The following is a 26,423-nucleotide window of genomic DNA, read 5'->3' as shown; positions in this document are numbered from 1 at the left end:
TATATATGAATTGTTCAAACAATTTAGAAATGTGAATTTAAGGAGGCTATACGATGTCCGAACAGGCAGCAGTGAAGAAAATACCTACAAGAGATGAAATAAGTATTGAAGATACATGGAAATTAGAAGATATTTTTGCATCTGATGAAGTGTGGGAAAATGAATTTAATGCAGTGAAGACACTTATTCCAAATGTCCAAAAATATAATGGAAAACTAGCAGATTCTGCAGAAGTTTTATATGATTTATTACAACTACAAGATGAAATAACGATGCGACTTAGCAAGCTTTATTCTTATGCACATATGCGTTATGATCAAGATACAACGAACTCTTTCTATCAAGGCTTAGATGACAGAGCAAAAAATCTGTACACACAAGCTTCTAGCGCATTATCATATGTAGTTCCAGAAATCCTTGCCATGGAAGAGAGTCAGCTTAAAGAGTTTTTAGATAATAAAGAAGAATTAACGTTATATAAGAAGACATTGGATGATATTACGCGTCAACGACCACATGTGCTGTCTTCTAGTGAAGAAGCTTTGTTAGCCCAAGCATCTGAAGTGATGGCATCTTCTAGTAATACGTTTGGGATGCTTAACAATGCCGACCTTACATTCCCAACTATAAGAGATGAGAATGGGGATGAGGTTGAAGTAACACATGGACGTTATATACGCTTCCTAGAGAGCGAAAATCGTCAAGTTAGAGAAAATGCATTTAAAGCTGTTTATGATACATATGGTAAATATAAAAACACATTTGCTAGTACATTAAGTGGAGCTGTGAAGAAGGATAATTTTAATGCAAGAGTGAGAAATTATGAGTCAGCTCGTCATGCAGCATTAAGTGCTAATAATATACCTGAATCAGTTTATGATAATTTAGTGGATACAGTAAATGATCACCTTCCTTTATTGCATAAATACATTTCTTTGCGTAAAAAGCTGTTAGGTGTTGATCAACTTCATATGTATGATTTATATACACCACTTGTAAAAGACGTGAAAATGGAGGTAACCTACAAGGAAGCCAAGGATTATTTAATGAAAGGTCTTACTCCGTTAGGTGAGGATTACTTAGCCGTGATTAAAGAAGGGCTAGATAATCGATGGGTAGATGTTCATGAAACTAAAGGCAAACGAAGTGGGGCATATTCATCAGGGACATATGGTACAAACCCATATATTCTAATGAACTGGCAAGATAATGTTAATAACTTATTTACACTTGCGCATGAGTTTGGTCACTCAGCGCATAGCTACTACACTCGAAAATTCCAGCCATACCCATATGGAAATTACTCAATCTTTGTAGCTGAAGTAGCATCAACTTGTAATGAGGCGCTACTTAATGACTATTTATTGAAAACAATAGATGATGAACAAAAACGTCTGTATTTATTAAATCATTATTTAGAAGGCTTCCGTGGTACGGTATTCCGTCAGACGATGTTTGCTGAATATGAACATCTTATTCATCAAAAAGCGCAAGCAGGTGAAGCGTTAACAGCCGAATTATTAACAACGACTTATTATGATTTAAATAAAAAGTATTTTGGAAATGATCTTGTCATTGATGAAGAAATCGGTCTTGAGTGGTCAAGAATCCCTCATTTCTATTACAATTACTATGTATTCCAATACGCTACTGGATTCAGTGCTGCTACTGCCTTGAGTAAACAAATCCTTGATGAAGGTCAACCAGCTGTGGATAGATATATGGACTTTTTGAAAGCGGGTAGTTCAGATTATCCAATTGAAGTATTGAAAAAAGCTGGAGTTGACATGACTTCATCAACTCCAGTTAAAGAAGCTTGTCAAGTTTTTGAAGAGAAGTTGAATGAAATGGAACAGCTATTAACAAAATAACTCGAAAAAGGAATGGGAATCCCGGAATCCCCATTCCTTTTTATTGTTCAACAAGATCTGATGGATAAGAGGGTTGCACGCACTTATATTAATGATGTGAAGTGGTGTAGTTAGTTAAACTCCACGAAAGCGATTACGATCGTTAAGATAGATTATGAAACTTAAGATAGTAATAAAAAGTAAAGGAGAGCTAATATAGATCGGAATAATTTGCATTAACCCAAGTATTTGTATAGCTAAAGCAACTATAAAAAAAATACTAAATAGTACAACGACAAGTTTCATACCATCAACCTTTCTGTCCGTTAATATAATGATATTTGGAATGTGGTACGAGTAGTTATAATGTATATTGTATGATGGATAAGTGTAATGTATGACAAAATTGTGAAAGGGTGAGCAGAATTGTTGCCATTGTTTCATTCATCTGTTATATTATACTTGTGAAGTTAATCACAAGCAAACAATACCCCTTGTTTGACCGTGAAAATTTCTCCCATCCCCTTTGTTGTCTTTAGACATACATGAAAAAAGCTTAGTTTATGCTTACTAAGCTTTTTTTATTTGTCTCTCTTCGTAAACTTAACTACTATAAATGTAAGAAAAAATGCTAAGAATACTTTTTGTATTCGGTTATTATCTCAGTAATAACGTCACTATGTGAAAAGCGTTGCTACAATTTTGTTAACTAGGTGTCCAAGTACGAGAACAATGTGTGTATATATGTTGGGTTATATGGTTTGGACAATGAATGAGTAAAAATAATTCATACAAACACCAGGCTAATCGTAATACTATTGACTTACCATTATCGATATATGTTGGAAAAGAAACAATCAATGTATATTTCTTAATAATAATAACGTAAAGAAAAAGAGTCTTACACATGATTGGTCAGACTCTTTCTACAAGGCTATTTTTGAATACATTGTCACTTATCGTTTATCTCTACCTTTATTCTGCAAAACGCAGAGTGTTACGCAAATGGACATCTTAATTCTCTAAGTTAGGAATAATAGCAACAAAGTTTAGGAGAACAGCCCTAATAAAGTGATGAAGCTACTGGATATATCTCCAGAACGTCCCGTATTTTACAGGAACTCTTTCAACCTTTTTTTGCAATGCAAGTTTTTTCATCTCTCGTTCTACGTCATTACAAGACATATCGTAGACAACAGATATTTCTTTTGTTGCTACAAACCTAAAATGCTGTAAAAACACTTCAAGTGGAGGAACTGGGTCTGCTTGCACTTTTCTACCGAGCATATCTTGAATGACCTGCACATAAACATCATAAGAATAGCACCCAGATATTTTTAACCCTTCATCTTCCACATGTTCATTAAATAGGATGAGTGTAGGTATTTCCTGTACATCCATTTCCGAAGTAATTTTCAAGTCACATTGTAGTGCTCTTGCAGCACTTGGTGAGTGAATATCTTTAATAAATTCGTCAACATCAAGTCCTACATCTTTTGCACATTCAATTAAAACTTCTTCGTTAGAAATGTTTTGCTTTTCTAGAAATAGCACTTCTTGTACTTTTCTTAGAAATCGGTTCCCTGATTTTCGACCTTGAAGCTCTGCTGCTTTAATCGCAACTGAGACTGCATAGGGTGTTGAAATTGGATCTTCCATCCATATTGTTCCGTCGCATGACATTCCACTCCTGCTTGCTGCCCTTTCCCAAACCATAGCCATATTTTCATGGCTTTTCTTTCTTCTAAGTTGTAAAGTTTCTAATTTTCCACTAACTATATGACGCAATGAAAAAAAACGGCCATATTCAATTATTAATTTTTTTACGATTGGTTCAAGACCCCAACAATCAGAACAAAGCGGATCAACAAACATGTATAATTCTAATGGCTTTCTTTGTGGTGTATGAGAGCTTAAGGTATGGTTTTGCATATTACTTGATTGTTGCTTTTTCAAAATGAAACCCCTTTCGTCTCTGTTCCTTGATCAGGTGTGTTAATCATATGTTGGGCAGTTAATACTAATCTGTTATAAAACTCTTCACGCACAGGACCGTTAAGGTTTACTGCATCCATTGCTTCTTTCATGCATTGTAACCATGCTCTTGCTCTAGTTGGTGTAATTTCAAATGGCATATGTCGGGCACGTAGCATCGGGTGACCATGCTCAGTCGTATAATGGTTTGGTCCACCTAAATATTGTGTTAAAAACTGTTTTTGTTTACGTGCAGTTTCGGTTAAGTCGTTAGGAAAGATAGGAGCCAACTCAGCATGTTGCTTCACTCGGAGATAGAACTCATCTACTAGCTTATCAATGAATTGTTCGCCACCTATTGCGACAAATGGTGTTAACATCTTATCGGTCATGTTGACTACTCCTTTTTTATTGTAGAATAGATTATTTCTAAGTTCTAACCTCTCTCATTGTTACACCTTTTCGACTGAAGACAAAAAGATTTTCATCATAAGTCGAAAAGGCACTACAACACTTGTAAGGGTTAAGCATCTTAATTTTTTTTTATCCAATGATGTCTCTTATTCCTTATAGTACTTTTGGAGGGCTAAGGACTTTACGCTTATAAAAAACTTAGTAAATGTATGTTTATTTTAGCAATCTATAACAGTTATCTCAAATAAAGAGCACTGAAATTCGTACACAAAAAAATACCATCCTGATTAAAGGAGGTACTATCAAGGTTTTTAGCTATTAATAATAGAAAAAAACACTTTAATTTTATAATGAGTGATATGTATTAGTTACTTTTTTAACATAGTTTTGCGTTTCTTTAAATGGTGGGATACCTTCAAATTTATCTACATTTCCTGGGCCAGCATTATATGCAGCTAGAGCCAATTCAAGATCGTTATCGTATCTATTAAGCATATCACGTAAATATTTCGTCCCAGCTGCAATATTCTCTTCCGGATCATATATATTTGTAACACCTAACGCCTTAGCTGTAGGAGGCATTAATTGCATTAAACCAGTTGCCCCAGCTCGACTAACTGCATTTGGGTTAAAGTTGGACTCTGTCTTTATCACAGCCAAAATTAACTTTGGATCAATATTATATTTTTGTGCAGCATTATTTACGATCTCATCATATGTTTTTGGAGTGCTATTGTCACTTGCGATACTTCCGTTTAGCTGTTGTTGAGCATATGCTTGTGTTGTTAATTGACTATTTTGGACTGAAACATTTGCTGGAGCACTTGAATCCACTAAATATTCATTTAAAAGCTCTTTAAATAGAGACTCATTTAATGATGTTTGTGATGAGCTTACTTGAAAATTTTTCAATGCCTGAAGCTCCATCATAACTTTTAAACGATCAATACTCAATTTAATCACCTATCTTTCTAAAGTAAGAGGAAGTTTTAATATGTTGCTTACGTTATTAAAGTGAACAGATCGCATGTCCTTTTTTAACGCTAAATCCAATCAGCCACATTGTGAGAATATAAATGATTGAATATGAGGTGACAAAAGTTAGTTGATTTGTCTATGGTATCATTGCGTTCATTTTTTTTCTTTGTTATGTATGGCTCTTTCCGTAAACTTTGTTGCTTTTTTTCATTTATAGTTGAGCAAGTGAAGTCATTATATAACTGTTATAACCATTAGAGCAGAAAAGATGCCCCCAAATGTTAGCTATATTCACAGTGAGCTCTTAGGTAAGCAACAATTTATTCGAAATCAACCTTATGTATTTGTGAAATGAATATTTTCATTGTCAACTTTCTTCTTTGTTAATCTTATAATTATAAAATCTTTGAATTTTATTTTCTGTTTTACGTACAGGAATTTGAAATTTACTTAACAGTTTTTGAAATGTAGCAAATCCAGTTTCGTAATTTCTTACTTCATATTCAATTTCGTAATCATCTATTGTTAAATAATGACTATGGTCAAAAACTAGCGTTCCACCCTCATATATTATTTCGGCTCTATTTGTAGAAAGTGAACCAAAATACTTTATTTCGTTAATTGGAACATGAAGTTTTTTTAATTGCTGAAGAACCTCTCCATTTATGGAAAAATCGTTGCGAAGCAATCGTTGTGCTTGTTCATCTGTAAGCGGTTGATGTGTCTCAAGTAAGCCGACTTGAGCTGGCTGCTTTAATGTTAGCATATATTCGTTTTCTTTTAAACGGATTCTCAATGCAGAAGCTTTACTTTTAAGCGCAAAATCGTTTGTATCGAAATAATAGTTTACCTGGGATTTGAAATGTGTATTGTTTATTGAAAAAGCATTTAGCATGTTGTTAAATTCAATTTTCGTCAAAATATTTTTAAATTCAATTTCAATTTCTTGAGTCACTTTGAATACGTCCCTTCTACCTGTATCATTACATTATCTCTTTAATTTATGACAATCGCAATTATTATCTTCATATACAAGAGTGTGATAAAATAAAACCAACATTCACTATAGAAGGAGAGCATCATGCGAAAAATAATTACGATAACTAGTTACGAAATAAATGAGCAAATCATACAACTATGCTCAAATGATACAAGTATTAATATTACAGAAGGAAAAGATACGAAGCAAATGCTTGTTGATTCAGATCAGACTGCCTTTATTTATATCATTGAATGTGATGAAGAGTATGTTTATATAGAGATTCCACATGCTTGTTGGAAAGGGTTAAAGCAGCTTCTCTTACATAATTACCAAGCTGTTTTACAGGTGGGGAATCAACGTCTTCAACTTGAAAATATGAAAGAAGAGTTAGAGTACTTAATTAATAATATTGAAGGAAATACAAACTATGGTGACGAAATGGTTAGTAAAGTGGAGGAAATATTTTTAACTAACTGATTAGGTTACATAGTTAAACCTCAAAGATTTTTATACTATTACATATATATAAAGAGCTAAATCTTTCAGCGTAAGAGTAGATGGTGGTGTTTAATATGGGTGAACATTGGGACGTGTTTTTAGCTCCTTATCGTCAAGCAGTCGAGGAGTTAAAAGTAAAACTTAAAGGAATGCGCTCGCAGTTTGTTATGCATTCTGAGCATTCAGTTGTTGAATTTGTAACAGGGCGTGTAAAGCCAATTGCGAGTATATTAGATAAAGCAGCAAAAAAAAATATTCCTCTCAGTAACTTAAGTGAGGAAATGCAAGATATCGCTGGATTAAGAATTATGTGTCAATTTGTTGATGATATTAAAATAGTTGTAGAAATGTTACAAAAGCGCAATGATTTTGAAATTATTGAAGAGAGAGACTATATAAATCAAAATAAAGAGAGTGGATACCGCTCTCATCATGTAGTTATTCGATACCCTGTGCAAACGATTAAAGGTGAAAAACAAATTCTTATTGAAATACAAATACGAACATTAGCGATGAATTTCTGGGCTACAATAGAGCATTCACTCAATTATAAATATCGTGGTCAATTTCCAGAGGACATCCAGCTTCGTTTAAAGAGTGCTGCTGAGGCAGCATATAGATTAGATGAGGAGATGTCCTTAATCCGTGAAGAAATTCAAGAGGCACAAGCATTCTTTACTAAGAAAAAGGAAGTACATGATTCAGATTAATCATTTGATTACTTGAAAAGGGATGTTGATAATGAAATTTGCTGTAACTTCAAAAGGTGACACTACATCAAATACATTAATGCATAAAATGAAAACATACTTATTAGATTTTGATCTAGTATATGATGAGGATCGGCCAGATATAGTCGTTTCTGTAGGTGGAGATGGTACGCTATTGTATGCTTTCCATCGTTATAAAAGCAGACTCGATAAAACTGCATTTGTAGGTGTTCATACAGGTCATTTAGGTTTTTATGCGGATTGGGTTCCAGATGAAATTGAAAAGCTTGTTATAGCTATTGCAAAAACACCTTATCAAGTGATTGAGTACCCAATATTAGAAGTAATTATTCGTTACTTAGATGGAGCTAAGGAACAAAGGTATTTAGCCCTAAATGAATGTACTGTAAAGAGTGTTGAGGGGTCTCTTGTTATGGACGTGGAAATAAAAGGTCAGCATTTCGAGACATTTAGAGGTGATGGGTTATGTGTTTCAACGCCGTCAGGCAGTACAGCATATAATAAAGCACTAGGCGGTGCTATTTTACATCCATCATTAGAGGCTATACAAGTAGCTGAGATGGCTTCTATTAACAATAGAGTGTTTCGTACGATTGGCTCACCTTTAATATTGCCAGGGCACCATACATGCTTGTTTAAGCCCGTAAATGATGTAGATTTTCAAATCACTATAGATCATTTAACACTACTTCATAAAGAGGTTAAATCTATACAATATCGGGTTGCTCATGAGAAAATAAGGTTTGCTCGCTTTCGACCGTTTCCATTTTGGAAACGTGTTCGTGATTCATTTGTTAAGGAATGACTACAATTTGAAAAACTTTAAATTACAATGGATAATTTCTGAAAAAGATCACTATAAGCTCATTCGTGATTTTTTGAAGCAGCAACATATTTCAAAGGCTTCACTCACTGATATCAAGTTTGCAGGTGGAGATATTATTGTTAATGGAAAATCTCAGAATGTTCGCTACAGGCTAAAGCAAGGTGATCAAGTAGTAGTTGTATTCCCAATAGAACCAATTGGTAAAGGTATAGTAGCGGAAAATATCCCTTTAGAAATTATTTATGAGGATGAGTATCTGTTAATTATCAACAAACCACCTAATATGCCGACTATTCCTTCACGTCAACATCCTCAAGGATCCCTAGCAAATGGTTTGTTGAACTATTATAAGGAGCAGGGCTTACAAATTACCGTTCACATTGTCACTAGACTTGATCGTGATACATCTGGATTGGTTTTGGTAGCGAAGCATCGTCATGTACACCATTTGCTGTCACAACAACAACAGTTAGGACAAATTACACGAGTTTACTACGCTATAGTAAACGGGTTGGTGACATTAAATAGTGGAACGATTACTTCACCAATTGGAAGGAAAAGTAATAGTATCATTGAAAGGGAAGTTAGGGATGATGGACAGAAGGCAATTACTCATTTTCAAGTAGTAAGAAGGTATTCTACTTATACATTGGTACAATTACGTTTAGAAACAGGAAGGACGCACCAAATTCGGGTTCATATGTCGCATATTGGTCACCCATTAGAGGGAGATACTCTATATGGTGGGACAGTGCAACATATTAAACGGCAAGCTCTACATTGTCACAAGTTAACATTTTGTCATCCGGTTACATATGAGGAATTAGTCTTTCAAAAAAATTTACCTGATGATATGCATTCACTTACGACTGAATTTGATAAGTAAGAGAGTACTCTACCCTTATAGGCAATCAGGTGAAGAAAGCCTTCACCTGATTGCAGATCTATTTTGAGATTTAACTTTAACATTTTAGCGTATTATGATCATGTATTATTTTGTTGCTCGTCCTCTTCAAAGGTTTTAAATTTCTCAGCAATATATGGCATAGTTGATTGTACAGCGACAGTTTCAATCTCAGGGTAACGAAAGGCTGTTAAGCTCCCTCCAAATACAGCACCTGTATCTATATTTATCGTTTTATTAATGATTCTAGGTTGTTTGACAGGTGTATGGCCATATACAATCCAGCTATCTCCATTGTAGTTTTGAGCCCAATCTCTTCTAATTGGTGTCCCATCGTCATTGAACTTTCCCGTTATGTCTCCATACAGTACAAACGTCTTGACTTGCTTGTCGTTTCTTCCAATATAATCAGCGCGGATACCAGCATGTGCAATGATTAGTTTGCTATTATTAATTTTATAATATAATGGTGCATTCTCATAAAGCTCAATAAAATTAGATTTGACTTCTTGTTGTTCATAAACATTAAGCTGATTATATTCAGCGACCGTCGTTTCTAATCCATGGGTGACTTGAACTTTATTTCCTAAAAAGAAACGATACAGTTTATTACAATGATTACCTGGTACATAAAATGAATGCTGATTTTTTACTAAAGAATAAACGATGTTAATCATACGAATGGAATGCGGTCCTCGGTCTGTTATGTCACCAACAAATGCTATGCAACGATTATTAGGATGTAATGGTACCCCAGATGACCATATGTAACCAAGTTTTTCTGTTAACAGCTTGAATTCGTTATAACACCCATGTATATCTCCAATGACGTCAATGTCCATTATGTACTCTCCTTAACAATAAGCATTTTAACTCTCCATCTCAAATGTGATTTTTTCTTCAGATAATTGTCATCTATAATCGAGTTAATTTCGACGTGTGTTGAAAAAACATCATAGAACTTTTCTTCTTTTATAATAAGCTACATTGCATTTCACTATTCCAAACAGATCGTTATATAAAAATACATCATGCTACGAATATGACAAAGTCTAACACAAATGAATAAGAGCAGCTAAAAAAGCTGCGGATGAGTCAGAAAAAGCTTCTAGTTTGGACAATGAAGGATGCGAATGTATAGGTTATGACAATAAAGGTGCAAGTACGACATTAATGATATAGGTTTGGATAATAAAAGGTGCGAATGGGACAGTAAGACTATAGTTTTAGAAAATAAAGGAGGCGGTTGCGACAGTAAACTAATGGTATGGACAATAAAGGATGCGAATGTGAAAGTAGGATTATAGGTTATGGCAACAAAGGTGCAAGTACGACATTCATGATGTTGGTTAGGTAATAAATTTAAAAATAACTTTGTGCTACGCTAAAGGAATCTCCTCTTGGTTGAGGTGTTAATCATTCAACATTAGATGTTTGAATGACTAACTATCCATAACTAAAAAGCGAAGCTCTTTTCAAATGAGCTTCGCTTTTGTGTGATTTTCACTCTACTCCAAAACCTTCAAACGGAATATTACGCTTGTGTAGGGGTGTCTTCGCAAGTTCTAAAGCTAATAATGATGACAGCTTATGTTCCTAAAAGCAAGCCAACAGGAAAAACCTCTTCATGTTGCTAGAGTGGAGTAATAATGGCAACTTTTTTTGAGTAACCTGTATCTTAATCGAACATAAATTTGATTGTTCTCGAACGCACATTTAATACTATTCCTATAGCAATCATGTAGGTAAGCAAGGAGCTTCCACCGTAGCTAATAAAAGGAAGAGGAATTCCTGTTATGGGTAAAAGTCCTATTGTCATACCAATATTTTGGAAAACTTGAAATGTAATCATGCCTATAATTCCTGTACAAAGGTAGCTGCCGTAAGGGTCATTGCTTTCTAGAGCGGTATGAATGATCCGGTAGATAAGCAGGAAGAAAATAGAGATTAGCAAGCACGCACCAATGAAACCAAATTCTTCTGCTATAATTGCAAAAATAAAGTCTGTATGTGCTTCAGGAATACGTACACCTTCAGTCATATACCCTCGTCCGACTAGCTCCCCAGATCCAATAGCCAATAAAGATTGTAATAGCTGGAACCCTTGGGTAGGATATTCGTACGGAGCAAGCCATCCGTAAAATCTGCCTAATGTGTATGAATTACTATCTCCTCCTAAGAAATATTCGACGAAAAAGTCAAAGTTTAGGAAGTATATTAGAACAACGACACTTATGATTAAGATTACTGAAAAAAACAATGCTGCAATATAGCGCCATTTGATTCCAGATACAAGGATAATAGATGCGATAATAGCGGATAATACCATTGCAGTACCAAGATCGGGTTGCATCATAACAAGTAGCAGAGGTGGCCCCGAAATGAGCATGATTTTCATAAATAGCAATAAGTCTTCTTTAAGTGTCCGAATAGGATATTTTTCATTGTGGCGAAACACAATTTGACTTAATAGAATGATGAGGAAGATTTTCATCACCTCAGATGGCTGAAAGCTTCCAAGCCCTCCAGGAAACTGATACCAACTTGTAGCTCCATTTATATTTTTGACAAAATCTCCTTCTGGAATAATTTCTAAGCCGAGCAGAAGAAGCATGCCAAGACCATATAAAATCCAAGATATTTGTCTGAAGCGGTCAAAATCAATAATCATCGTCACAAGAATAGCTACTAAGCCAATCACATACCAAACAATTTGTTTTGTCACATATGCTGAATTAGCACTATAAATAGCAATACAGCTATATATTACAAAAAGTATCATTAACAACACAATCATATAATCTATCTTTGGTTGAGTCTTTTCTTTTTCCATTGTATAAACCTTCTTCTAGTTATTCTCTCTTCGATATATTTTGACATAACTAGCGACATTTTACTATACATTTGCTAGTATAATGTGTATAAAAATTTTTTCCTGTTACAATAGTAAGTCTTATTGTTAACGTAAGGATGTAGTGACACGTGTTCAATAAGAGAACAGTGACTCGTTTTCCTTTTATTAACAGTAAGTATAATTAGTTAATGCTATTGCTAAAAAAGTACTGAATAACATTCAGTGTAATTAGTTTATCATAATTTTTGTTAACTTGAGCATCCTCCGATACATAAGATTTCGTGTAGTAGATATTAAGTGGGTTTATTTTACATTTAAAAAATGTAAGGGATTATGATTTTAGACTAGAGAGGGGGTTAACTAAAATGAGTGATCATAAAAAATTTGACACGTTGAGAGACTTTAATGAGCTGATTCAGTTACTGTTAGAAGAAAATATTGAATATTTTAGAGAAAAGTTTTTTGACTTACATCCATATGATCAAGCCAAATTTTTCGTGAAGTTAGACAAAAATGTTAGAATGCTATTATATCGTTTTTTATCACCTAAAGAGATGGCTGCAATTTTCGAGAACATTGAAATTGAAGAAGAAGATTATCAACGGATATTATCTGAGATGAATCCAAACTTTGCTGCTGACATGCTTGCGGAAATGTATGCAGATGATGCCGTTGACGTGTTGAATGAAATAGATAAAGATCAGGCAGCTAGCTATTTAACGATCATGGATGACGAGTCAGCTGGAGAAATTAAAGAATTACTTCATTACGAAGAATCTACAGCTGGAAGTATTATGACAACTGAATTTATTGCTATTCATGCAAATCAAACTGTTCGTTCAGCGATGCATATTTTGAAAAAAGAGGCACCGCGTGCAGAAACGATCTACTATGTATATGTGATCAATGAAGAGAAGCAATTAGTAGGTGTCATATCATTAAGGGATTTAATTATATCTGATGATGAAACGATGATAGGAGATATGATGTATGATCGCGTGCTAGCAGTTTCTGTAGCAGAAGATCAGGAAGAGGTAGCTAAAAAGATGAAGGACTATAACTTTTTAGCAGTACCTGTGGTAGACTTTAGAAATCACCTTTTAGGGATTATCACTGTAGATGATATTATGGATGTAATGGATGAAGAAGCATCTGAAGATTATTCAAAATTAGCAGCTATTTCCGATGTAGACAGTTTTGACAAAAACCCCTTAACTGCAGCACGTAAAAGGTTACCTTGGTTAATTATTTTACTTCTATTAGGAATGATGACTGCTAACCTCATTGGTAAGTTTGAAAGAACACTTGAACAAGTTGCAATCTTAGCTATGTTTATTCCGCTCATTGCAGGGATGGCGGGTAATACTGGAACACAAGCATTGGCGGTTGCAGTGAGAGGAATTGCTACAGGAGATCATGAGCATGAGAGTAAATGGAAATTACTTATCCGTGAAGCAGGAACTGGACTAATAACTGGCGTTACGTGTGGAGTACTTGTTACAATAATCGTATATTTTTGGCAACATAATCTATTTTTAGGTATTCTCGTCGGACTTTCAATTTTAGCGACCTTGATCGTAGCTACGATTGCAGGTGCATTAGTCCCCTTAATTATGCACAGGTTAAAAATAGATCCAGCTGTAGCATCTGGTCCATTTATTACTACTATCAATGACATATTAAGTATTTTAATTTATTTTGGAATGGCAACACTATTTATGAGCTATTTACTTTAGAAAGGCAGGAATATTATATGGAGCAACATGCTTCTGTCACTTCGCTAGTTATCGTAATAATCATTGCATTTTTAACTCCAATTTTACTTCATAGACTGCGATTGAATCTCATTCCGTTGGTCGTTGCAGAAATTGTGATGGGGCTAATTATTGGAAAAAGTGGATTTAATATCGTACATCCTGACATGTGGCTAGAAACGCTGTCGATGTTAGGCTTCATCTTTTTAATGTTTTTAAGTGGTTTAGAAATCGACTTCTCAGCATTTGCTGGAAGTAAAAAGAAGGAAAAATTGAGCAGTGGAAAAGATGCACCAAATCCATTTCTTGTTGGATTTCTTATTTTTGTAGGTATTTTTGGCATATCCTTAGTTCTTTCATACATATTTGTCTGGTTTGGTATCATTGAAAATGCATTTTTAATGACATTAATTATTTCTACAATCTCCCTAGGGGTTGTTGTTCCTACACTCAAAGACGTTCAAATTATGAAGTCGTCAATCGGGCAAACGATCCTATTAGTAGCTGTCATTGCAGACTTAGTGACAATGATTTTATTAGCTGTCTTTGTATCTATATATGATACTGGACAAGGTAGCACATGGTTATTACTGATCTTGTTTGGTGTTGGGGTTATCTTTTATTTATTAGGGAAATATTTCCGAAACCAATCTTTTCTTGAAACGATGTCTAAAGGGACAATTCAGATTGGCACACGGGCGGTATTTGCATTAATTATTGTATTAGTGGCATTATCTGAAACAATCGGTGCAGAAAATATATTAGGAGCATTTTTAGCTGGAGTACTTGTTTCCCTTTTAGCACCAAATGCAGATTTAGTCCATAAATTAGACTCATTCGGTTATGGCTTTTTAATACCAATTTTTTTCGTCATGGTCGGGGTAAATTTAGACATCTGGTCCTTATTTGAACACCCTAAATTGTTATTGTTTATTCCGTTATTGCTAGGAGCTTTGTTTATCTCAAAAATAATCCCTATTTATATATTAAGAATTTGGTATGATCGAAAAACAGTTCTTGCTTCTGGTTTTCTTCTAACATCAACTTTGTCCTTAGTAATTGCCGCAGGAACTATTGGTGTTCGGATGGAAATTATTAGTCAACAAATGTCAGATGCATTTATTTTAGTAGCAGTTATAACAAGTGTTGTTTCTCCAATTGCATTTAAAAAGATCTTCCCAGTACAGGAAGGAGAAATGCGTAAATTAAAGGTTGCCTTTATTGGAGCGAATCAACATACTCTAACTGTGACACGAGAATTAAACCCAGCTTTATATGAGTCAACTTTATATCATGTTACACAAGAGAAAATTGAGAAGAAAATTGCTGATTCATTGTTTGAGATTGTTGAAGTATCTGACTATTCGATTGAATCATTAAAGAATCTCGATGTATTTGATGTAGATATTTTTGTAGCAACAACTGGTGAAGAAACAATAAATGCTGAAGTAGCCATCTTTGCAAAAGAGTATGGTGTGGATCGTGTCATTGCGAGGGTTGAGTCACCGAACTTAGACGAGGAGCTAAAGGCAAGAAATGTCGATGTGTTCTCGGTATTCTTATCGACGAAAGCCTTGTTAAAGGCATTAATTGAGTCTCCAAGTGTCATGAACATCTTAACTAATCAAGATACTGCGTTATACCAAATCAATATGAATAATCTTAAATACGACGGTTTAATGCTGCGTAATTTTCCTTTTACTGGTGATGTGATTTTCGTTCGAATGTTCAGAGGAAAAGATTCGATCGTACCGCACGGGGATACTGAACTGAAAATGGGTGACAGGCTCATTGTAACAGGGTCACGAGAGTATGTTGAAGAGTTAAGAAGAGTACTTGAATTTGGTGAATAATAAAGCTATTCATAAATATTGATTAAAAAAAGGGTCTGAATCTATACTCTATATTCTGTATACAATATTGCTATAAATGATACAGACCATAGGGTATACGAAGCTGGCCCTTTGCTTATGAGAAATATATTATGAATGTGCTCAAAAATATGTTATACTATTTTTATTACTAGGTACTAATAACTTGTAATAATTCAGGAGGGATATACATGTCTTTTTCTTTAAAAGGACGTACATACGTTGTAATGGGCGTTGCAAATAAACGTAGCATAGCATGGGGCATCGCTCGTTCACTTCATAATGCTGGTGCAAGACTTATTTTTACTTTTGCAGGTGAGCGTTTAGAGAAGAATGTCCGAGATCTTGCTGACACGTTGGAAGGGAATGATACACTCGTCTTACCTTGTGATGTTACAAACGATGAAGAAGTTGCTAATTGTTTCAGCAAGATAAAAGATGAAGTAGGTACTATACATGGGATTGCTCACTGTATAGCTTTTGCAAATAAAGAAGAGCTAACTGGAGATTTTCTTAATACATCTCGAGACGGCTTCTTATTATCACATAACATCAGTTCATACTCTTTAACAGCTGTCGCAAAAGAAGCAAAGGACCTTATGACAGAAGGTGGAAGTATTATTACTTTAACTTATTTAGGTGGAGAACGTGTCGTCTCAAACTATAATGTGATGGGTGTTGCAAAAGCATCACTTGAAGCTAGTGTGAAATATTTAGCGAATGACTTAGGGAAATATGGTATACGTGTTAATGCAATTTCCGCTGGTCCAATCCGAACATTGTCAGCAAAAGGTGTAAGTGATTTTAACTCTATTCTAAAAGAAATTGAAGAACGTGCACCTCTTCGTCGGACAACAACACAAGAAGAGGTTGGTGACACAGCTACGTTTTTATTCAGTGACTTTTCAAGAGGTATTACTGGTGAAAATATCCACGTAGATTCTGGATATCACATTCTAGCAAGGTAAATAAAAAAAGTAGAAGCGGCTGTTTATTTCAGGTGAGTACTGGAAATTACAGTACGAGAAGGAGCTATTTGCTTCTTAAGTACGATAGTGAAGGACTCGGAGAGATAGCCGCTATCTTTTGACAACTAGAAAAGTGATTAAGCTCATTTGCTCTAAGAATATCAAATACTGTGTGAATAAGGTGAAGTGTAGTCATTCTGATTCTCACAGACGAGCACTTGAGCCAAAGCGCATGAAGGTTTATGTGTAGGTGAAGTGGCCTTGATAGTTAGGACGCGTCGCAGGATAGTAAAGCTGTGTAAATATGGCTGCCTTCTAAAAATATAACGAAAGAATTGCTATGTAAAAAGCACGTTACTTAAATATACGTGTTTTTTTATTTGGCTGTTTTAGTTCCAGTATAGTATTGATGTAATTTTAATGGCTTTATGAATCAAATAAATCTAATCATAGGTTATTTATATTGGCTGTTTGAAAAAAACGTAATTAATTGAGCAATCAATTAAAGCTAAGATAAGTGGTGAGGGAAATGAAAAAATATCTATTTTGGTTAGGCTTAACAATCTATGTTATTTGTTTTGTAGGTAATTATATATATTATCAATCTAAGCAATTAGAAGATCCGATTTTTTTAGATCACTATTATGATATTGAAGTTTATAATGATAATGAGGTACGGCTTGAATTTTATTATTTAACGAATAAAAATGATGATGCTACGGTTAAATTTGCGTTAATCAACGGTATTGAAGTGTACCCTAGGAGAGATGGACAATTCAATATGTGGTCCGATAATCTACCTGAATATAAGCAGGAGTTTACCCATTATTATTTAAAATCAGTAATATTCTCAATCCCTATTAAGTCTTTATCCAACTTAGAGAATTCAGCAGGTATTTGGACTTTTGAGGATATGATCGTTTTTTTTAATAATAACCAAGAGGTAAATGCAAATATTGGTGCAGTGAAAATCAATATAGGACAGCCTGATACAAACATATTTCATAGACGTGCTAGTGGAGGTAGTAATCAACATTATGATTTTGACCTTTTGGTTGTAAATGAACCAATTATCATACAAGACATTAAAACTTCTTTTAGCAAGGAGTTGGATGATCAAGTTAAGATCAAAGTCGATCTTGATCAAAAAAAGCTGAAGCAATTTGAAATAGTAAGGCAAGGGCAAGATCCACCGCAATGGTTTGAAGATGAAGGAAATTTGGAAATAGAGAACAAGCCAGGTGCATATGTAAGTGATGGACTATTTCCATTTAAATTAGCAGCAGAGGACTGGATGCAGCTTTATATACAACATAACCCAGATCATGACAGTTATTATCAAATTAACGTTATTATTGAGGGGATGACAGAAGCTGGCGATGAATTTATTTATACAAATGGAATTATTGATGATCCATATTTAGATCAACAAAGTATTAATGAAATTATTGAAATGAAACAAGGGGGGGCAAATAAATGAAGCGCCCATTTAATAAGCTCTTTTTAGGTTTTTTATTTGTTCTTCTAGACATTAATATATTCATAGATATTCTTCCTGATCCACTTGGATATTATCTTATATATAGGGGGCTTAAATTGCTTTTAAGTGAATTTCCAGAGAGTAGGAAGGCTGTTTACTTAACAATTTTATTGTGTATTGTAAGTATTCCTTCTGTGTTCATTCAGAATTTCAGCAATAATCCAAGTTGGAACATGCCTCTTTTATCTTGGTGGTCAGTATATTACTCTGTACTAGAAATTATGTATTTAATATTAGTTTATTATGTATTTCAACTAATGATAAAAATTGTACAACAATTTGGTGATAAACTGTTAATTCTACGTACAGTTAGGACTTTTAAGATATATTTTACCATCATGATCACAATCAACATTATCCGAACATTTACGATAAACATGACACCAAATATGTTTCTATTTTATAACATTGCGGGTGGGTTAATTGGGATAACATTACAACTTATATTTTTGTTTTTATTAAAAAGATTTAAAAGTATAGATCTGATGGCTCAAACATCTTAAACAAATATCGCATTAATAACCATCTTTTCAAATGAAAAGAAGGTTTTTTTTCTTAAATTTAGGTAATTTGTTGTACGAAGTGCATAAATATATATTGATGGAAATCGAATTAAGGAGTGAAAGAGCATGAAAGAAAAGCAAAAAATTAAAAATACACCATTTATGTATATTATACAACCCAACTTAAGTACAATTGAATCATCTATGCAAAAAACATTTATAGCCAAGGTGGATAATAATGAATCTATAATTGTAACTGACATAAATAAAATCGATAACAAAGATAGTGTTGAAAAAATAGAACAGCCTGAACATATAATAGAAAAGAGAAAATATGCTAAAAAATCTTCAATTAAACCTTTTAAAGAAATGGACCTAGTAGAAAAAGTGAAATTTTTAGCAAACCCGCCAAAACAACTACCACGTGTAAAATGTAAAATTAAAACGATCAATGATATGTTTGAAGGTACGATTATTGAACAAACGGATGAAAAAATTTCAATGCATTTGATAGATACTGGCGAAACAATTACGATTAATATCGATGAGGTTGAACTAATAACGATGGTAGGATTGTCGTAGCTGTATGGTATGGTAGGAGCTCTAATTGTCGTGTAGACATTTAGAGCTTTTGTTATATTTGATCAATCAACTTATTTAATGCGGTGGATTTAATTCGTTCATATTCCAATGCTCCTGTTAATTCATCGGGTAGTAAAGGAGATTGACGTACATATCGTTCACGGATCACATCGTATAACTCGTAAGGGAACAACATATCAATGAACATAATTTGTTTTTGTGCTGAAGAAAGAGGTGAAATTGATTCGTAAGCATTTATCATAATGTTGAATTGTTCTTCATTCCAAACACCAGTAGTGTCCAGCAGTGGTATGACAATTTTGCGCAAATCACGGATTGGTAAATCATACGATACGGTGTCAAGGTCAATTACCCAGATCTGCTCATCTATTCCTAACAATGTATTACCTGTGCCATAATCCTGGTGACATAAAGTAGGTGTAGCCTCCATACTTTGCACCCATGTTTGATACTCTGATTCAAATAGTCTCTTTAATGTATTACGTCCTTCATCAATAAATGCATCTATTTCAGCTAAATAAGTTTGTGAAAAAGGATCATCAGGAAATCTTTGCGCAACTAGCTTCCATGTTTCCATCTGTTGACACCTTTTAATATAATGATTTGGCCATCTACCAAGCTTTTTAAATACCGGAACACCTGGTGGTGGCAAGTAACCTATCGATGCTAAATGAAATTCTGCAAGCCCTTTCATCATGAATTCGACATCTTCAGTAACGGTTAATTCAAATGGTCTGCCCTCAATCCAATCATAGACAACAAACAAAAATGGTCCATGTTTAGAATAGAGTTCACCATGCTTATTAGGTATAATTCCTGGAACCCTCATACCTTTCTGTGCTAAGTAATCTTGGGCATAAATAGAAAAAAGCGCTTTTTTCTCAGGGCGGTGTATTCTTTTTAAACAAATGACTTGCTCTGTTGTATGGATTTTCCAAACCAGTGCCATTTGCCCCCCTTGGATAACTTCAATATTAGTTATTGAAAAATCCCAATAAGGCATAATTGTTTCTGCAAGTTTTAACAGCTTTTCTTCTTCTTCTGGTGTTAATACATACTCACTTTCTTCTTCTTCAAACTGATCAACTATAATTTGATCCTCAATCAATCCAGTCACCATCCTCCAATCCTTGTATGATTAATGTATGGTTATCCAACATAAGTTGCCAACAATTTTCTCAGTTTCATAAAAAAATAGGTATTTTCCTAGTTCTAGTATTTTTCACTGTAGCTAGGTAACGTGCCTACATTTAAAAAAATGAAAAGTAATTAGGAACAACGGTCCTTACAAACTCGTATCATAAATAAATAAGGATAGTTTATCTCAATTTTACTAAGTGTAAATGAATGGAGGTTGATTATGAAAATAGCTTTAATCGCTACAGAGAAACTTCCTGTACCTGCAATACGAGGTGGAGCGATTCAAATATATTTACAATCGGTTGCGTCAATCATTGCTAAAAAGCATAATGTAACAGTTATTTCAATTACAGACTCTGAGTTACTTGATTTTGAACAAACAAATGGTGTGAAATATGTTCGGTTTAGTGCAGATCGATATGTTGAGCAAATTGAAGCTCATATTAAAGCTGAAAATTATGATGTCATACATTTATGTAATCGTCCAAATTGGATAAAAATTCTAGCTACTGCCTCACCCCAAACTAAATTTGTCTTAAGTGTGCATAATGAAATGTTCGATTATGAAAAAATGACTGACATTGAGGGTCTAGATTGTATTCAAAATGTTTCAAAAATCGTAACGGTTAGTAATTTTATTGGAAATACAATTACATCTCGATTTCCAGAAGCCGTAAATAAAACATCGACGGTCTATTCAGGAGTAGATATAGACCACTATCATCCTGCATGGACAGGAAATGGTAAGAGTACAAGAAATCGAATTCGGGACGAATTAAATTTACAAGGTAGAAAAATTGTCTTATTCGTAGGTCGTTTAAGTAAAGTTAAAGGTCCACATTTACTCCTTCAAGCTTTGCCGTACATCATAGACAAACATCCAGATATCATGATGGTTTTTATCGGGTCCAAATGGTTCGGTGACGATAATGTTAACAATTATGTACGTCATTTATATACGTTTGGTGCCATGTACAAAGAGCATGTGACGTTTATTAAGTTTGTGCGACCGAAAAATATTCCAGAGTTATATGCAATGTCAGATGTATTTGTCTGTTCTTCACAATGGCAAGAGCCACTTGCACGTGTACATTATGAAGCGATGGCTGCTGGTTTACCAATTATAACGAGTAAGCGTGGTGGAAATCCAGAAGTCATTGAAGAAGGTAAGAATGGTTATATCATTGATGATTTTGAAAACCCTATTGAATATGCAAAGAAAATCAATCTATTGTTAAATGACGGAAATGCGCGTAGAAGCATGGGTAAATATGGTCGTTCAATCGTTGAGCGTGACTTTAACTGGGATCGAGTAGCCGAGAATTTGTTACATGTGTATGAACAAGCATGAGCTAATTCACTAACTAAAACGAATCCTCTTCTGAAAGGGTGAAAGTATTTGGAACAACAGTATACTCAAGACATCTCTTATTTGAACCGAGTTTTACAGTTCTATCCATTTGATATATTAGACATTCATCTCATCGAAAGTCGGAGTGGAAGGACAACTTGGGAAGTAAAGACAAATGAAGGTGAAAAAATATTAAAACAGGCACAAATGAAACCGAGAAGAATGTTGTTTATCGCTGGAGCACATGATCATCTCTATAAAAATGGTTTGGCGATAACACCAATTCATAAAACATCAAGCGGTGCAATTTGTCTCGGAGCAAAAGATTTTTCATATGTGTTATACGATAAAGTAGTAGGAAATGAAATGATTTATTACAACAAGGATCAGATGAAGAAAACATTTGCATTTGCCGCACAATTTCATATTTCTTCAAAAGGGTATGTTCCAGCCTCGGAAAGTAAAAAGCGTAGTAGACTTGACAAATGGCATAAATTATATCGATGGAAATTGCAAGAATTAGCGGGTAACAAGCAGTTAGCACAGTCTTATCCTGAGGACGAATTTTCTAAGTTATTTTTAATGTATGCTGACAAAATGCTTGAACGAGGACAAAATGCCTTAAGAGCTCTTGATAACGGCCAGTATGAACAGTGGACAAAGAATTCAATTGAGGAAAGGAGCTACTGTCAACAGGATTTTACACTAGCTAGATTTACAGAAATTGACGGAAATCCATTTATGAGAGAGTTACATTCAATTACTTATGACCTACCATCAAGAGATTTACGCATTTTGCTAAATAAATTAATGAAAAAATTATCGGTGTGGGATACTGATCTAGCTGTTGAGTTACTAAGTTCATATGAAGCTGTTAATCCGTTAACTCCAGATCAATATAAAGTGTTATGGGCCGACTTAGAATTTCCGTATTTATTCTGTTCAATTATACACAAATACTATTTAAGCCAGAAAAGATCCTGGGGTAATGAAAAGTATATTTGGGCGTTACAAAATATTATTGCAGTGGAAGATTCAAAAGAACAGTTTTTACATCAGTACCGAGAAATAGTTAGTAGTATAAAGGAAGGAAAAGGAGGTGAATGATGTGGTTGAAAATCAATCTGACAAAGCGAATAATAAGATACCAAAACTTGATTTAGCAAAATTTACATTTTCACCACCCGGACCGATGGGATGGAGTATTACAGAGTATGAACAAATCCTTGATAATATAGATCAAATTGTCTTAAATGAACTAGCCGTAAAAAATCATTTATCCTCACTTGAAGGAGTAATCCTGCAGGAATACCCGACAGTAAATACAGTGACAGATGATATAGTAATCCAAGAAAACAGTGATGAGGAATCAGCTATAAAGAACGAGCAACTAGATGGAATTGGTAGTGAAATACCTGCTCTGGAAGAAAGTGTCGATACACAAGAGATAACGACCAATGGAGATACGATTACTGATGATCATGAGGAGTTCGATAGTCATGCAAAGGAATCTGGCGATTTTCAAGTAATGGAAGGAAGTAGTCATAGTCATGATGATAAAGGAAAGAACATTCGTAAGGGATCTAAGGAGGCGTTATATCGTATTCTTTTAGAAGAAGAATTCGGTGAATATCCCATTTTTAGTGCAAGTAACCAAAATAGTTTAAAGGAAAGGAAAGGTGAAAGCTCATCTAGCGGTAAGCTCGTAGAAGAAAAAACACAATCAATTGGTAAAGATACGAAGAGTCAAATCAAGGATGATGAAAATCAGAGCAGCAAACAGCAATCAAAAAAGGGTTTACACCAATTATTTGATGAGGAAAATTCAAAAGATGGCAATGTAGATAAATCACCAGATTTAAAAACGAATGTTACTCATGAGAAGGCTAATGATTCAACAGAGCCATTAAGTAGTTTGTCATCAGATGAAGTTGATGGTATCGATAAAGTTGACAATGTGAAAGAAGACTCAGAGAAAACTAAAGAAATAACAGTGAACGATACTGCCAATGTTGATCAAGAAATACTTAAGGAAGAAAAGGTAATAATGATTGCTTCAACCGACCCTTTACCTAAACCATCCATATATATAAGCAATGATTAAACTTATTTTGGCAATTAGATATAGTCATGCAGTTTTCTTATTTTTAGGCTGTCTTTTTTTCTTATACTAAAAAATAAACCCTTGTACAAATAAAGTCCCCATCTTTGCTTCTATATTGCGATGTTTGTCATTGGCTGTCTGCGCATTAATTGTTGCTTTTCATACTAAGCTAAATATGTAAAAATCAAGTATTCATGGCATCTTTTCACATGCAAAATCAGGTTATAACTATTAATTGATGACTGATTTTAGTCTTAATAAGAACAATGTTTATGAAAAAGAGCCTTTTCTTAGTAATTAGGTCTCTATGGGCTGGTAAATCTTTTACCCCTCAAAAATTCAATATTATTTTGTCAATAATTTAATGCAAGATGCATATCATGTTAGCGTAATGAATTTCGGGTGAGGAGGAGTACAATTGGGTGAAGTCATTTCAGTAAAAGTAGATATTGATTTTGAAGAAGGGTTTGAGCTTTCACATAATGTAAGTCCTGAGGAGGCTTTGAAGGCTGTATTGAAAGAAATTAAGAACTTATCATTTGAAGAGCTAGAAATTGAACTAGAATATGAAGATGGTAATGTCTATGAGTATGTCATAGGTGAAGACGAAGAAGATGAAGATGAAGACGAAGAAGATGAAGATGACGAAGAAGATTAAACTACTGTAAATTACAACCTGTAAGGTCAGATCTTTACTTCTATAGCTTGTAAAAGAGGGAATATCTCAAAACACAAGTTATAGAATTTGGAGATTTGACCTTTTTAACTATAATTGTTGAGTTGGTGGTTTTGACATTTGTGTTGCTTTTTATTTTAAATAGAAAGACGGTCTTTGATGAGGCTGTTTTCACATTGATTGTTGTTTTTCGTATTAAGAAATAAAACAGTACACAGATAGCGTTCGTGGCATCTTTTCTTCTGTACAATGATGACAAACAATAAAAAAACCACTTTTTTGGTATTAAATTAATAACAATAGCAACAAAGTTTACGAAAAGAGCCTTTAAAGATTACCATAGCTTTTATGCAGAAGCTGTTTTGTATTAATTGTTGCTTTTCGTAATTAGAACTATACAGGATTATAACTTATATTCGTAGCATCTTTTCTTCTCAAAAGCCTGTAAAATTATATGATACTTAGTAGTTTCGCAAATTTACATAATATCAGAGTTTACGAAAGGAGGCTAAGAAGAAAAAAAAGAAATTAATGCGATAAATAGCAAAAAACAAAAATCAGCAATATGCCGCTTTTTGTTTTGAGTTCAAATTGTTGGAGTTGTTCCGTAACGAGGGCAAAATTTTTAGGTGCTATTTTGCTTTTCTTCATACAATACTTCGTTGTATACCCTTTCTAGCCGATCTGCAACGTGGTGAAACTGGAAGTTAACTTCAACAAATTTTCTGCCTAATTTAGCAAACCCCCTCGCAATGGATGGGTGTGATAAAATAAAATTGATTGATTTGGCATATTCCAAAGGATTGTTATAGTCATAAATAAGTAGGCCGTTCATTGCGTCAATCATAACTTCTTCATTTCCACCCCGCTTAGTAGTAACTACTGGAATACCAGCAGCCATCGCTTCATAATGGACCCTCGCTAATGGCTCATTCCAAAGAGAACTACAGACAAATACATCTCCAATTAGAAATAAATGTGGAATATGTTCAGCTGGAATATACTTTGTAAAAATGATGCGATCTCCATATGGAAGTGCTTGTTTGTACAATGAGCGCACATAGCCATTCATATTATTATCACTAAACCACTTTCCCCCAACAATAACGAGAACAGCATGTTCATTCTTTTTTAATATATATTTCATTGCCTCGAGTAATATATGAGGGCCTTTGGATTGGCTTAAGCGGCCCACAAATAATATGACTTTTTCATGCTGAGCAATACTATACTTTTGACGTAATCGTTGGCGGATGCGTTTGCCTTCAGAAGACCATAGTGGAATGAACTGTTGTAAATCGACCCCAGAATAGACGACCTTTATTTTTTTTTCAGCTTCTGGAAATCGTGTTAGCACTGTTTGTTTAATATAATTGCTTACAGTCGTAATCGCATCAACGTCACGTACAATTTGTTGACCTTCATCAAAGGGAAGTTTATGTTCTGCAAACATTTCATTATGAAGACTAACGACGAAGCGGCTAGATGGAGAAGCTTGCTTATATAGTGGCACATTTGCAGGGCGGTTGTATACATGAATTACATCAAAGGTATGATTAGTTAATTCTTCTGCTACTAGTGACCTATAATGCTCTCTGTCAAAACGTATAAAGGTTACTCCACTACGCTCTTCCTTATCAGGTAGATCAGGGTCAGTGATTGAAAAAACTGTTATGTCATGATCATCTTTTAAATATGGAAGCACCCCATCAATCATCAGCTGGATCGCCCCTCCTCTAATTGATGGTGATGGAAGCTTTTCGGTACAAATAAAGCAAATCTTCACCTTATCCATCCCTCCTTCCGTGTCTGTTCATATTTTATTCTTGTTATGGCTATTTTTGTGACAAATGCGGAGCCCAAAAATAGTGCAAGTAAGTAATATTATCATGGTCAACTTGC

At 34.3% G+C, this 26,423-nt stretch carries 23 protein-coding genes; 15 read left to right on the top strand and 8 right to left on the bottom strand.

The features are described 5' to 3' along the window. Positions 1-53 precede the first annotated feature (53 nt). On the top strand, positions 54-1,871 hold the full coding sequence (pepF, locus tag SLH48_RS17220) for an oligoendopeptidase F (protein ID WP_320259161.1): 1,818 nt from the start codon (positions 54-56) through the stop codon (positions 1,869-1,871). 1,059 nt (positions 1,872-2,930) lie between these two features. Here pepF and SLH48_RS17215 read toward each other — a convergent pair. From SLH48_RS17215 to SLH48_RS17200, 4 genes are all read right to left on the bottom strand, one after another. After that, positions 2,931-3,782: a ClpXP adapter SpxH family protein gene (locus SLH48_RS17215; protein ID WP_214483375.1), complete on the bottom strand. Its 852-nt coding sequence runs from the start codon at positions 3,780-3,782 to the stop codon at positions 2,931-2,933. Between the two features lie 20 nt (positions 3,783-3,802). Continuing rightward, positions 3,803-4,216, bottom strand: coding sequence for a globin (locus tag SLH48_RS17210; RefSeq protein ID WP_214483295.1), 414 nt, complete (start codon positions 4,214-4,216; stop codon positions 3,803-3,805). 367 nt (positions 4,217-4,583) lie between these two features. Further along, positions 4,584-5,192: a lytic transglycosylase domain-containing protein gene (locus tag SLH48_RS17205; RefSeq protein ID WP_413785439.1), complete on the bottom strand. Its 609-nt coding sequence runs from the start codon at positions 5,190-5,192 to the stop codon at positions 4,584-4,586. A gap of 391 nt (positions 5,193-5,583) precedes the next feature. Continuing rightward, positions 5,584-6,171, bottom strand: coding sequence for a CYTH domain-containing protein (locus SLH48_RS17200; protein WP_214483296.1), 588 nt, complete (start codon positions 6,169-6,171; stop codon positions 5,584-5,586). Between the two features lie 126 nt (positions 6,172-6,297). Between SLH48_RS17200 and SLH48_RS17195 the strand changes: the two genes are divergently transcribed. The 4 genes from SLH48_RS17195 (at position 6,298) to SLH48_RS17180 (ending at position 9,139) form a co-directional block, all read left to right on the top strand. Then, on the top strand, positions 6,298-6,675 hold the full coding sequence (locus SLH48_RS17195) for a hypothetical protein (RefSeq protein ID WP_320259159.1): 378 nt from the start codon (positions 6,298-6,300) through the stop codon (positions 6,673-6,675). A gap of 95 nt (positions 6,676-6,770) precedes the next feature. Continuing rightward, positions 6,771-7,406, top strand: a complete 636-nt coding sequence (locus tag SLH48_RS17190) for a GTP pyrophosphokinase family protein (RefSeq protein ID WP_214483298.1) — start codon at positions 6,771-6,773, stop codon at positions 7,404-7,406. Positions 7,407-7,437: 31 nt separating this feature from the next. After that, positions 7,438-8,232, top strand: coding sequence for an NAD kinase (locus SLH48_RS17185; RefSeq protein WP_214483299.1), 795 nt, complete (start codon positions 7,438-7,440; stop codon positions 8,230-8,232). 7 nt (positions 8,233-8,239) lie between these two features. Further along, complete coding sequence (locus SLH48_RS17180) at positions 8,240-9,139, top strand: RluA family pseudouridine synthase (protein ID WP_320259158.1); 900 nt, start codon at positions 8,240-8,242, stop codon at positions 9,137-9,139. Positions 9,140-9,237: 98 nt separating this feature from the next. On the opposite strand, the gene prpE is transcribed toward SLH48_RS17180, so the two are convergent. After that, entirely contained in the window at positions 9,238-9,999 is a 762-nt protein-coding gene (gene prpE / locus SLH48_RS17175) for a bis(5'-nucleosyl)-tetraphosphatase PrpE (RefSeq protein WP_320259157.1), read from the bottom strand. A gap of 836 nt (positions 10,000-10,835) precedes the next feature. Continuing rightward, positions 10,836-11,990 carry an FtsW/RodA/SpoVE family cell cycle protein gene (locus SLH48_RS17170; protein ID WP_320259156.1) on the bottom strand — a complete coding sequence of 385 codons (1,155 nt, stop codon included), beginning with the start codon at positions 11,988-11,990 and terminating at the stop codon, positions 10,836-10,838. A gap of 386 nt (positions 11,991-12,376) precedes the next feature. On the opposite strand from SLH48_RS17170, the gene mgtE reads away from it, so the two are divergent. The 6 genes from mgtE to SLH48_RS17140 all read left to right on the top strand — a co-directional run bounded on the left by mgtE (position 12,377) and on the right by SLH48_RS17140 (position 19,229). Then, on the top strand, positions 12,377-13,747 hold the full coding sequence (mgtE, locus tag SLH48_RS17165; protein WP_320259155.1) for a magnesium transporter: 1,371 nt from the start codon (positions 12,377-12,379) through the stop codon (positions 13,745-13,747). A 17-nt stretch (positions 13,748-13,764) separates the two neighbouring features. Then, positions 13,765-15,618 carry a monovalent cation:proton antiporter family protein gene (locus tag SLH48_RS17160; RefSeq protein ID WP_320259154.1) on the top strand — a complete coding sequence of 618 codons (1,854 nt, stop codon included), beginning with the start codon at positions 13,765-13,767 and terminating at the stop codon, positions 15,616-15,618. Between the two features lie 209 nt (positions 15,619-15,827). Continuing rightward, entirely contained in the window at positions 15,828-16,604 is a 777-nt protein-coding gene (fabI, locus tag SLH48_RS17155; RefSeq protein WP_214483305.1) for an enoyl-ACP reductase FabI, read from the top strand. Positions 16,605-17,133: 529 nt separating this feature from the next. Next, positions 17,134-18,084, top strand: a complete 951-nt coding sequence (locus SLH48_RS17150; protein WP_320259153.1) for a hypothetical protein — start codon at positions 17,134-17,136, stop codon at positions 18,082-18,084. After that, positions 18,081-18,647, top strand: coding sequence for a hypothetical protein (locus SLH48_RS17145; RefSeq protein WP_320259152.1), 567 nt, complete (start codon positions 18,081-18,083; stop codon positions 18,645-18,647). Before SLH48_RS17150 ends, SLH48_RS17145 begins: the two co-directional genes overlap by 4 nt. 126 nt (positions 18,648-18,773) lie before the next feature. Beyond that, positions 18,774-19,229 (top strand): CotO family spore coat protein, encoded by a 456-nt coding sequence (locus SLH48_RS17140; RefSeq protein ID WP_320259151.1) that lies wholly within the window; start codon positions 18,774-18,776, stop codon positions 19,227-19,229. Between the two features lie 52 nt (positions 19,230-19,281). Here the strand turns inward: SLH48_RS17140 and SLH48_RS17135 are convergent, their stop codons facing one another. Next, entirely contained in the window at positions 19,282-20,370 is a 1,089-nt protein-coding gene (locus SLH48_RS17135; protein ID WP_413785438.1) for a CotS family spore coat protein, read from the bottom strand. Positions 20,371-20,610: 240 nt separating this feature from the next. On the opposite strand from SLH48_RS17135, the gene SLH48_RS17130 reads away from it, so the two are divergent. The 4 genes from SLH48_RS17130 (at position 20,611) to SLH48_RS17115 (ending at position 24,503) form a co-directional block, all read left to right on the top strand. After that, the gene (locus SLH48_RS17130; RefSeq protein ID WP_320259149.1) at positions 20,611-21,741 is read left to right on the top strand and encodes a glycosyltransferase family 4 protein; all 1,131 of its coding nucleotides are present in this window, start codon (positions 20,611-20,613) and stop codon (positions 21,739-21,741) included. A 48-nt stretch (positions 21,742-21,789) separates the two neighbouring features. Further along, positions 21,790-22,848, top strand: coding sequence for a CotS family spore coat protein (locus SLH48_RS17125; RefSeq protein ID WP_320259148.1), 1,059 nt, complete (start codon positions 21,790-21,792; stop codon positions 22,846-22,848). Between the two features lies 1 nt (position 22,849). Then, positions 22,850-23,845: a hypothetical protein gene (locus SLH48_RS17120; RefSeq protein WP_320259147.1), complete on the top strand. Its 996-nt coding sequence runs from the start codon at positions 22,850-22,852 to the stop codon at positions 23,843-23,845. A 418-nt stretch (positions 23,846-24,263) separates the two neighbouring features. Further along, complete coding sequence (locus SLH48_RS17115) at positions 24,264-24,503, top strand: hypothetical protein (RefSeq protein WP_320259146.1); 240 nt, start codon at positions 24,264-24,266, stop codon at positions 24,501-24,503. A gap of 643 nt (positions 24,504-25,146) precedes the next feature. Here the strand turns inward: SLH48_RS17115 and SLH48_RS17110 are convergent. Continuing rightward, positions 25,147-26,307 (bottom strand): glycosyltransferase family 4 protein, encoded by a 1,161-nt coding sequence (locus tag SLH48_RS17110; protein ID WP_320259145.1) that lies wholly within the window; start codon positions 26,305-26,307, stop codon positions 25,147-25,149. Between the last annotated feature and the right edge of the window lie 116 nt (positions 26,308-26,423).

The organism is Cytobacillus sp. IB215316 (assembly GCF_033963865.1).
GTDB classification, from domain to species: domain Bacteria; phylum Bacillota; class Bacilli; order Bacillales; family SM2101; genus Nanhaiella; species Nanhaiella sioensis.
This window is presented reverse-complemented; position numbering and strand designations above follow the sequence as displayed.

Excerpts from the sequence above, each read along its gene's own strand:
- pepF (WP_320259161.1), top strand. The coding sequence starts at position 54 with ATGTCCGAACAGGCAGCAGTGAAGAAAATACCTACAAGAGATGAAATA.
- SLH48_RS17215 (WP_214483375.1), bottom strand. The coding sequence starts at position 3,782 with ATGCAAAACCATACCTTAAGCTCTCATACACCACAAAGAAAGCCATTA.
- SLH48_RS17210 (WP_214483295.1), bottom strand. The coding sequence starts at position 4,216 with ATGACCGATAAGATGTTAACACCATTTGTCGCAATAGGTGGCGAACAA.
- SLH48_RS17195 (WP_320259159.1), top strand. The coding sequence starts at position 6,298 with ATGCGAAAAATAATTACGATAACTAGTTACGAAATAAATGAGCAAATC.
- SLH48_RS17190 (WP_214483298.1), top strand. The coding sequence starts at position 6,771 with ATGGGTGAACATTGGGACGTGTTTTTAGCTCCTTATCGTCAAGCAGTC.
- SLH48_RS17185 (WP_214483299.1), top strand. The coding sequence starts at position 7,438 with ATGAAATTTGCTGTAACTTCAAAAGGTGACACTACATCAAATACATTA.
- prpE (WP_320259157.1), bottom strand. The coding sequence starts at position 9,999 with ATGGACATTGACGTCATTGGAGATATACATGGGTGTTATAACGAATTC.
- SLH48_RS17170 (WP_320259156.1), bottom strand. The coding sequence starts at position 11,990 with ATGGAAAAAGAAAAGACTCAACCAAAGATAGATTATATGATTGTGTTG.
- mgtE (WP_320259155.1), top strand. The coding sequence starts at position 12,377 with ATGAGTGATCATAAAAAATTTGACACGTTGAGAGACTTTAATGAGCTG.
- SLH48_RS17160 (WP_320259154.1), top strand. The coding sequence starts at position 13,765 with ATGGAGCAACATGCTTCTGTCACTTCGCTAGTTATCGTAATAATCATT.
- fabI (WP_214483305.1), top strand. The coding sequence starts at position 15,828 with ATGTCTTTTTCTTTAAAAGGACGTACATACGTTGTAATGGGCGTTGCA.
- SLH48_RS17150 (WP_320259153.1), top strand. The coding sequence starts at position 17,134 with ATGAAAAAATATCTATTTTGGTTAGGCTTAACAATCTATGTTATTTGT.
- SLH48_RS17145 (WP_320259152.1), top strand. The coding sequence starts at position 18,081 with ATGAAGCGCCCATTTAATAAGCTCTTTTTAGGTTTTTTATTTGTTCTT.
- SLH48_RS17140 (WP_320259151.1), top strand. The coding sequence starts at position 18,774 with ATGAAAGAAAAGCAAAAAATTAAAAATACACCATTTATGTATATTATA.
- SLH48_RS17135 (WP_413785438.1), bottom strand. The coding sequence starts at position 20,370 with ATGGTGACTGGATTGATTGAGGATCAAATTATAGTTGATCAGTTTGAA.
- SLH48_RS17130 (WP_320259149.1), top strand. The coding sequence starts at position 20,611 with ATGAAAATAGCTTTAATCGCTACAGAGAAACTTCCTGTACCTGCAATA.